At 77.1% G+C, this 8574-nt stretch carries 7 protein-coding genes; 2 read left to right on the top strand and 5 right to left on the bottom strand.

Going from position 1 to position 8574, the window contains the following annotated elements; all coding sequences use genetic code 11:
* Positions 1 to 169: 169 nt before the first annotated feature.
* Both dhaL and dhaK read right to left on the bottom strand, forming a co-directional pair.
* The gene (gene dhaL, locus AB0O09_RS25495; protein ID WP_363544786.1) at positions 170 to 826 is read right to left on the bottom strand and encodes a dihydroxyacetone kinase subunit DhaL; all 657 of its coding nucleotides are present in this window, start codon (positions 824 to 826) and stop codon (positions 170 to 172) included.
* Positions 827 to 863: 37 nt separating this feature from the next.
* Positions 864 to 1859, bottom strand: a complete 996-nt coding sequence (gene dhaK, locus AB0O09_RS25490; RefSeq protein ID WP_363544783.1) for a dihydroxyacetone kinase subunit DhaK — start codon at positions 1857 to 1859, stop codon at positions 864 to 866.
* Positions 1860 to 1995: 136 nt separating this feature from the next.
* Between dhaK and dhaM the strand changes: the two genes are divergently transcribed.
* Positions 1996 to 2382 (top strand): dihydroxyacetone kinase phosphoryl donor subunit DhaM, encoded by a 387-nt coding sequence (gene dhaM / locus AB0O09_RS25485; RefSeq protein WP_363544780.1) that lies wholly within the window; start codon positions 1996 to 1998, stop codon positions 2380 to 2382.
* Between the two features lie 13 nt (positions 2383 to 2395).
* Here dhaM and AB0O09_RS25480 read toward each other — a convergent pair whose 3' ends face one another.
* Complete coding sequence (locus AB0O09_RS25480) at positions 2396 to 4087, bottom strand: bifunctional 3'-5' exonuclease/DNA polymerase (protein ID WP_363544777.1); 1692 nt, start codon at positions 4085 to 4087, stop codon at positions 2396 to 2398.
* Between the two features lie 215 nt (positions 4088 to 4302).
* Between AB0O09_RS25480 and AB0O09_RS25475 the strand changes: the two genes are divergently transcribed.
* A complete protein-coding gene (locus AB0O09_RS25475; RefSeq protein WP_363544774.1) occupies positions 4303 to 6327 on the top strand; it encodes a M3 family metallopeptidase in 2025 nt (674 codons plus the stop codon).
* 33 nt (positions 6328 to 6360) lie between these two features.
* On the opposite strand, the gene AB0O09_RS25470 is transcribed toward AB0O09_RS25475, so the two are convergent.
* Together AB0O09_RS25470 and AB0O09_RS25465 are read right to left on the bottom strand one after the other, a co-directional pair.
* Entirely contained in the window at positions 6361 to 7809 is a 1449-nt protein-coding gene (locus AB0O09_RS25470) for a cellulase family glycosylhydrolase (protein WP_363544771.1), read from the bottom strand.
* Positions 7810 to 7888: 79 nt separating this feature from the next.
* A complete protein-coding gene (locus AB0O09_RS25465) occupies positions 7889 to 8557 on the bottom strand; it encodes a TetR/AcrR family transcriptional regulator (RefSeq protein ID WP_363544768.1) in 669 nt (222 codons plus the stop codon).
* Between the last annotated feature and the right edge of the window lie 17 nt (positions 8558 to 8574).

Here is an 8574-nt window from a genome sequence, read left to right as displayed (position 1 = left end):
TGCAGATGTCGCAATCCACACCTGGCCAGAAGGCCCTCACTCATTTCAAGATCACACCGCCGTGAACCCCGTCACCAACCTCCGTGGTCAGAACAACTAGGGCGCGCACACAGGGGCGCGTGGGGGTGCACCCCGTACGCCTTGAAGACAAGTCCCGGGCAGGGCCCCGTCACGGCTCCCGGCAGGCCTCGGCCAGTGCGGTGAACAGCAGGGCCGTCGACGCCGCCCCCGGGTCGAGATGGCCCGCGCTGCGCGGCCCCAGGTACGAGGCACGGCCCTTGCGCGCCACCAGCGGCACCGTCGCCCGCGCCCCCTGCTCCGCCGCTGCGGCGGCCGCCCCCGAAGCCGCCGCCAGCCCCTGCCCCGCCGTCTCCGCGAACGCCGCGGCGGCCGGCGCCCACGCATCGACCATCGTCTTGTCGCCGGGCCGTGCCCCGCCGAGCGCCTGCACCGCGCCGAGCGCCTCGGCCAGCGCCGCCGCGAGCTCGCCCGGCCCGACCGTCGCCCCCGGCAGCGCGCGGCCCGCCGCGCGCAGCGCACTGCCGTAGAGCGGTCCCGAGGCGCCGCCGACGGTCGAGATCAGGGTGCGGCCGGCCGCGGCCAGCAGCGCGCCGGGGGAGCGGTCGGTTCCTTCGGCCTCCTCGGCACTCTCGGCGCCCCGGGCGTCCAGGCCGGCGAGGACGGCGGTGAAACCGCGGCGCAGGTTGCTGCCGTGGTCGCCGTCGCCGATCGCGGTGTCCAGGGCGGTGAGTTCGGCCTCCTGCGCGGTGACGGCGGCGGCCGCGGCGCGCAGCCACGCCTCGGTGCGGGCGCTGTCCAGCTCCATGCGCGGCTCCTACCGGTCTGCCGGGGCGGGGGTCGGTTCAGGACCAGGTCAGGGCGGGGGTCGCGACCGGCGCGTCCCAGAGCCGCAGCAGTTCGGCGTCGGCCCGGGTGAGGGTCAGCGAGAAGCCGGCCATGTCCAGGCTGGTGACGTAGTTGCCGACCAGGCCGCGGGCGATCCGCACCTCGGCGTCCGCGAGCCGGGCCGCCACCTCGCCGAAGACCACGTACAGCTCCAGCAGCGGCGTCGCGCCCATGCCGTTGACCAGGGCGATCACCTCGTCGCCCGGCGCGAGCCCGTGGTCGGCCAGGACGGTGTCGACCACCTCGGCGGCCAGCTCCCGGGCCGGGCGCAGCGGCTCGCGCCGGCGTCCCGGCTCGCCGTGGATGCCCACACCGGCCTCGATCTCGTCCTCGGGCAGGTCGAAGCCGGGCCGTCCCACGGCCGGCACGGTGGCCGCGGTCAGCGCGACCGCGTACGAGCGGGAGGCGGCGTTCACCCGGCGGCCGAGCGCGGCGACCTCGGCGAGCGGTGCGCCGAGTTCGGCGAGCGCCCCGGCGGCCTTCTCCACCACCAGGGTCGCGCCGGTGCCGCGGCGGCCCGCGGTGAAGGTGGAGTCCTGCACGGCCACGTCGTCGTCGACCAGGACGGTCGCCACCTCGATGTCCTCCTCGGCGGCGAGCTCGGCGGCCAGCGCGAAGTTCATCACGTCGCCGGTGTAGTTCTTCACCACGAACAGCACCCCGCCGCCGGTGTCGACGGCCCGCGCGGCGGCCAGCATCTGGTCGGGGACGGGCGAGGTGAAGACCTCGCCCGGGCACGCGGCGTCCAGCATGCCCGGGCCGACGAAACCGACGTGCAGCGGCTCGTGGCCCGAGCCGCCGCCGGAGACCAGGGCCGCCTTGCCGGGCGCGCCCGGACGGGCCCGGCGCACCACCCGGGCCGCGGTGTCCACGGCCAGCTCGGGGTGGGCGGCGGCGAGCCCCGCGAGGGCGTCCGCCACGACCGTCTCCGGACTGTTGATCAGCTTCTTCACGCGGCACTCCCTCGGGCCCGGCTCTCCGCGCCCGACGTTACGCCCGGCACCCCCGGTCACCGGGCGCTGCGACACGCCGGAACGCCCCGGTGCCGGCCCCGCCCCGCGGCCCCGGCACCGGGCTAGGGTGCGGGGCATGACCGCACCGGTGGGCGTCGTCCTGGTCTCGCACAGCCCCGCGCTCGCCGCCGGGCTGGCCGAACTGCTGGCCGAGCTCGGCGCCGGTGAGGTGCGGGTGGCGGTCGCCGCGGGCAGCGCCGACGGCGGGCTCGGCACCAGCGACGAGAAGATCGCCCGGGCGGTCGACGAGGCCGACGGCGGTGGCGGGGTCGCCGTCCTCGCCGACCTGGGCAGCGCGGTGCTGACCGCCCGGCTGGTGCTCGCGGAGCGGCCGAGCGCGGTGCTGGTGGACGCGCCGTTCGTCGAGGGCGCCGTCGCCGCGGCGGTGACCGCCTCCACCGGCGCCCCGCTGGACGAGGTGGTGGCCGCCGCCGAGGAGGCCCGCGGCCACCGCAAGCTCTGACCCGGCCCGGGCCCTACTTGGCGTCGGCGTAGCAGTCGACCACGGCGGTGCTCATCGGGAAGCGGACGGGGGTGTCGCCGAAGACCAGCAGCCTGGCCTCCTCGGCCGCGCCGGCGACCTCCTCGGCGACCCGGTCGGCGAGGTCGGCCGGGGTGTGCACCACCACCTCGTCGTGCTGGAAGAACACCAGGTGCGGCCGGTCCGCGCCGGAGGAGAGCGCGGCCAGCCGGCGGCGCAGCGCGGCGAGCAGGGCGAGCGCCCAGTCCGCGGCGCTGGCCTGGATCACGAAGTTGCGGGTGAAGCGGCCGCGGGCCCGCGCGGAACGGCCGCCGGCCTCGCCCGCGGTCTCGGGCGCCTCGGTGAGGTCCAGCCAGTCCGCGGACGGCGGCGGGCAGGTGCGGCCGAGGCGGGACCGGACGACGCCGCCGTCCTCGCCCGTCCGGGCGGCGGCCTCCACGTAGCCCATCGCGGCGGGGTAGCGGCGGCGCAGGGTGGCCAGCAGCGGGCCGATGTCGCCGCTGGTCTGCCCGTACATCGCGCCGAGCAGGCCGAGCTTGGCCTTGGACCGGTCACCGTGGAAGGCGGTCGCGGCGAGCGCTTCGTACAGGTCGCCCTGGGCGGCGGTGCGGGCGAGGCCGGCGTCCCCGGAGAGGGCGGCGAGGACGCGCGGTTCGAGCTGGGCGGCGTCGGCGACGACCAGGGACCAGCCGGGGTCGGCGACCACGGCGCGGCGCAGGATCCGAGGGATCTGCAGGGCGCCGCCGCCGCGGGTCGCCCAGCGGCCGGAGACCACCCCGCCGACCACGTACTCGGGGCGGAACCGGCCGTTGCGGGCCCAGGCCGCCTGCCAGGCCCAGCCGTGCGCGGCGTGCAGCCGGGACAGCTCCTTGTAGCGGATCATCAGCTCGGCGGCCGGGTGGTCGACCCGGCGCAGCTCCCAGCTGCGGGTGGAGCCGAGCTGGATGCCCCGGTCGGCGAAGGCGCGCAGCACCTGGCCGTGCGAGTCGGGGTTGAAGGGGCGGCCGCCGAGGGAGCGCTGCAGCTCCGCGGCGAGTTCGGCCAGCCGGCGCGGCGGGGCGCCGGGGACCTGCGGGCGCGGGCCGAGCAGTTCGGTCAGCAGCCGGTCGTGCAGGTCGCTGCGCCAGGGCAGGCCGTCGCGGGCCATCTCGGCGGCGAGCAGGCCGCCGGCCGACTCGGCGGCGGCCAACAGCCGGAACCGGTGGCGTTCGGCGGGGTCGGCGATCGCGGCGGTGCGGCGCAGCTGCTCGGCGTGGACGGCGACGACGGCCTCCAGCGCGTCGGTGCCGGGCGGCAGCTGCAGCCGGTCGGGGGCGAAGAGGCCGTCCTGGTCGTCCTCGGCGGCGCTCTCCGGCAGGTCGGCGGGGACGGGCAGCCCGCGCAGCCGGGCCCAGGCGGCGCCGAGCGAACGGGGCTCGCCGAAGCGGCCCTCCTGGCCGAGCAGCAGCGGCTCGGTGAGGCGCAGGTCGTGGCTGCGGGCGAGCCGGACGGGCAGCAGCGGCGCGTACGCGCCGTCGGTGGCGGCGAACACCCAGCGCGGCCGGTCGGCCGCCTCGCGCTCCGCGACGGCGGCGGCGAGCGCGGGGACGTGCTCCGGCGGGCCGAGCGGGGTGCCGTCCTCGGCGAGCGGCTGCAGCCGGCCGCCGGGGCCGTGCTGGTCGGGGACCAGGGCGTACCGGGGGGCCATCGGCGGGCCTCCTTCCTCGCTCGTACTCGTCGTACCGGTGTGCGACCGGGCCGGGGAGGCCCTCACGGCGACCGTAGCGCGCGGCACCGACAGGGCCCGACCGGCGCGGCGCTCCGGGGGTCGGGGGCCGGGCCCGCGGCGAGGTTCCGCCAGCGGTCGGAAGCCGCCTCCGGAGGCCGTAGGCAGCGGTGGTGACAGCGCATAGGGTCGGCGAAATGAGCGACAACCCCTTCTTCGCGACCAGCACCCTGGTCCACGAGCTGCCGCCCTTCGCCGAGATCCGCGAGGAGCACTACCTGCCGGCGTTCGAGCAGGGCATGGCGCTGCAGCTCGCCGAGATCGCCGGGATCGTGGCCGACCCGGAGCCGCCGACCTTCGACAACACGCTGGTGGCGCTGGAGCGTTCGGGTGCGATGCTGAAGCGGGTCGCCGCGGCCTTCGAGAACCAGGGGGACTCCGACACCAGCCCGGGGCTGCAGGAGCTGGACGCCGAGATCAGCCCGCGCCTCGCCCGGCACCGGGACGCCGTCCACCTCGACGCCGGGCTGTTCGCCCGGATCGACGCGCTGCACCGCCGCCGCTCCGAGCTCGGCCTCGACCCGGAGTCGCTGCGGCTGCTGGAGCGCCGGCACACCGCGTTCGTCCGGGCCGGTGCCGAGCTGCCCGCCGCCGACCAGCAGCGGCTGCGCGAGATCAACGCCGAACTGGCCGCCGCCGCCACCGCCTTCCGCCGCAACCTGATGGACGACACCCGGGCCAGGGCGATCGTGCTGGACGGGCCCGAGCAGCTCGCCGGGCTGTCCGCGGACGCGGTCGCCGCGGCCGCCGAGAACGGCCGGGCGCTCGGCCGGGACGGCTCGTACGTGCTCAGCCTGAAGAACTTCTCCAACCAGACCGAGCTCGCCCAGCTCACCGACCGGTCGCTGCGCGAGCGGCTGCTGGCGGCCTCGCTCGGCCGGGCGGCGGAGGCGAACGGGCCGCTGGCGATCCGGACGGCCGGGCTGCGCGCCGAGCGCGCCGCCCTGCTCGGCCACCCCAGCCACGCCGCGTACGTGGTCGCGGACGAGACCGCGGGCAGCGTCGCCGCCGTGGACGCGATGCTCGCCCGGCTGGCCGGCCCGGCGGTGGCCAACGCCGAGCGGGAGGCCGCCGAACTGCTCGCCGCCGCCCGCGCGGACGGCCTCACCTCGATCGCGGCGCACGACTGGGCGTACTACGCGGAGCGGGTGCGGCAGTCCGCGTACCAGGTGGACGCGGCGGAGCTGCGCCCGTACCTGGAGCTCGAACGGGTGCTGCACGACGGCGTGTTCTTCGCGGCGCAGCTGGTCTACGGGGTGGTGCTGCAGGAGCGGCCGGAGCTGGTGGCGTACCACCCGGACGCCCGGGTCTTCGAGGTGTTCGACGGTGACGGCGGCTCGCTCGGCCTGTTCATCGGCGACTTCTTCGCCCGCGACTCCAAGCGCGGCGGCGCCTGGATGAACGAACTGGTCCAGCAGTCCCACCTGTTGGGCAAGCGCCCGGTGGTGGTGAACAACCTGAACATCGCGAAGCCGGCGCCCGGCGAGCCGGCGCTGCTCACCTGGGACGAGGTGCGCACGCTCTTCCACGAGTTCGGGCACGCGCTGCACGGGCTGTTCTCCGACGTCCGCTACCCGCTGTTCGCCGGCACCGAGGTGCCGCGGGACTTCGTGGAGTTCCCCTCGCAGGTCAACGAGATGTGGATGGTCCGGCCGGAGGTGCTGGCCAACTACGCCCGCCACCACGCCACCGGGGAGCCGCTGCCGGCGGAGCTGGTGGAACGGATGGCGGCGGCGGAGTCCTTCGGGCAGGGCTTCCGCACCGTCGAGTACCTGGGCGCGGCCGTGATCGACTGGGCCTGGCACACCCTGCCGGCCGGCGCCGAGGTCGCGGACGCCGAGGAGTTCGAGGCGCAGGCGCTCACCCGGGCCGGGCTCGCGGTGGCCGCGGTGCCGCCGCGCTACCGGACGGCGTACTTCAGCCACGTGTTCGCGGGTGAGTACAGCGCCGGGTACTACGCGTACATCTGGTCGGAGGTGCTGGACGCGGACACCGTCGAGTGGTTCGCCTCCAACGGCCTCGCTGCGCGGGAGAGCGGCGAGGTGTTCCGCCGCGAGCTGCTGGCCCGCGGCGGCAGCCGGCCCGCGCTGGACTGCTTCCGCGCGGTGGTCGGCCGCGACCCGGAGATCGGCCCGCTGCTGGCCCGCCGCGGCCTGGCCTGAGGCCGCCGCCGGGCCCGCGGCGGCGGCCGGCGGTCAGGGTGTCAGCAGCACGGTGACCGGGGTCCCGGGCCGGGCGGCGGGGTACTCCAGCCGCACGGACCCGGCCCGGTCGCCCTGCGGCCGGCGGACCTCCACGCGGGCGCCGGGGGCCTGCACCCGGAAGCCCTGCGGGAAGGCGCCGGCGGGCACCACGACGGTGGTCGCCGCGCCGCGCCGCCCGGTGGTGAGGGCGAGGCGGTAGCGGCCGCCCTCGAAGGCCTCGGTGCCGGGCCGGCCGGCGAGGGCGGCGGCGTACGGGCCGAAGGCGGGGCCGTCGCCGGGGGCGGGGCGGCCGTCCGGGCCGAGGGCGCAGTACCCGCCGTCGCCGCGGCACCAGTACCACATCGTCCAGCCGGCGGCGAAGCCCGTCATGGCGGCGACCTGGCGTTCCACCAGGTGTGCGTTGCCGGGGGTGCGGGCGCTCGGCGGGCCCCACTCGCCGACCAGGACGGGCAGCCGGCCGGCCCGGGGGTAGCCGGTGACCGCCTCGGTGTAGTGCTCGACGAAGCCGCCGGCCGGGTCCCAGTCGTGGCCGGCCTCCACGGCGGTGTCGTAGAAGTGCGGGGCGTAGCCGATCCGGGCCGCGCCCGGGCGGGGGTCGGCGAACCGCGGCAGCCGGGTCGGCACGCCCTGGCCGACCAACACGGTCGGCTCGACGAACAGCCAGGCGCGGTCGTCGACCCGGCGCACCGCGGTGATCAGCCGCCGGTACATCCCGGCGAGCCGGCCCTGCTCCAGTTCGGCCGCGGCGGCGGCCAGCACGGCGGGGTCGGTCGGGTCGCCGTCGACCGGCCCGAACGGCTCGTTGAACAGGTCGTAGCCCAGCAGGGCCGGGTGGCCGCGCAGTTCACGGGCGACGGCGGTGTACAGCGCGGCCTGGGCGCGGCGCAGGTCGGCGTCGTCGTAGAGGTGGCGGAAGGCGGCCTGCACGGCGGGCTGGAAGTAGCCGGCGAACCAGTCGTCCGGGTCGGGCTCGAAGGGCAGTCCGTCGTCCCGGGTCGCCCAGACCGGGACGCCGCGGTCGCCGCCGCCGAAGGCGGGCCCGTACACGTCCTGGTGGAAGTCGACCACGGCCAGCAGACCGTGCCGGGCCGCGGCGTCCAGCAGCCGGTGGACGCGGGCGAGTTCGGCCCGGTCGTAGCGGCCGGGGGCGGGTTCGAGACGGGTCCAGGAGACGGCGATCCGGACGAGGGTGAAGCCCCGGGCGGCGATGTCGGCCAGGTCGGCGGGGTCGGCCTCGGCGTATTTGTCGAGGTTGAAGCCGCGCAGCTGCAGGACGCGGCCGTCCCGGTCGGTGAAGAGCGTCCGCCCGTCGGGCGTGGTGGTGGTGCCGGCCGGTGTCCGGGTGGCGCCCGGGGCGGGTCCGGCGGCCGCGGGCGGTGCGGCGCCGAGCAGGACGGCGGCGGTCAGGAGCAGTGCCGCAGCGGTACGGAGGACGCGCACGGGCCACCTCGCACGGGGGAGTGGGTGTGAGCGCGATGATGCGCCGTCAGTTCCCGCCGCCGCAAGAGGTGAGCAGTGCTCAGGTTTCCTCGGGGGCGGCCGGTTCGGCGGCGTCCTCGGGGCCGGGTGCGGGGGGCGCCACCACCGGCGGCAGGGCGGCGGCCGCGGCGAGCCGGCCCCAGAGCAGGTCGGCCAGCGCCTGCACCATCCGCGGCCGCGGGCAGGGTCGCTGGTCCAGCCACCAGTCCCCGGCCGCCAGCACCATCCCGGTGATCGCCCGGCCCCAGGCCTCGGAGAGCAGCGGGGTGTCGGCACCCAGGTCGACCTGGGTCTGCACGGCCCGGGTGATCTCCTCGGCGATCTGCTTCAGCGCCGGCGCCAGCGCGTTGCCCGCGCCGGTGGGGTCGCCCGGCTCGGGGTGGGTGAGCAGCCGGTACACCTGCGGGCGGGACTCGATCGCCGCCAGGTAGGTGTCGATGACGTGCTCGACCTGGTCGCGGCGCTCCAGCGGCTCGCTCAGCGCCGCGCGGACGGTCTCCAGCAGGCCCGCGGTGTGGCGCTCCGTCAGGGCGGCGATCAGGCCGTTCCGGTCGCCGAAGTGCCGGTAGAGGATCGGCTTGGTGATGCCCGCCTCGGCCGCGATGGCGTTCATGCTGGCGCCCGGTCCCTCGCGCTGGACGACCCGGTCGGCGGCGTTGAGCAGCTGCTCGCGACGGGGTTCGCCGGCCGGTGCTGCGGGGGTCGACACGGTGCTGCGTCCTCCTC

The sequence above is a fragment of the Kitasatospora sp. NPDC093679 genome (genome assembly GCF_040683455.1).
GTDB classification, from domain to species: domain Bacteria; phylum Actinomycetota; class Actinomycetes; order Streptomycetales; family Streptomycetaceae; genus Kitasatospora; species Kitasatospora arboriphila.
Note: the sequence above shows the minus strand (reverse complement) of the source record. Positions and strands in the feature narration are given on the sequence as shown.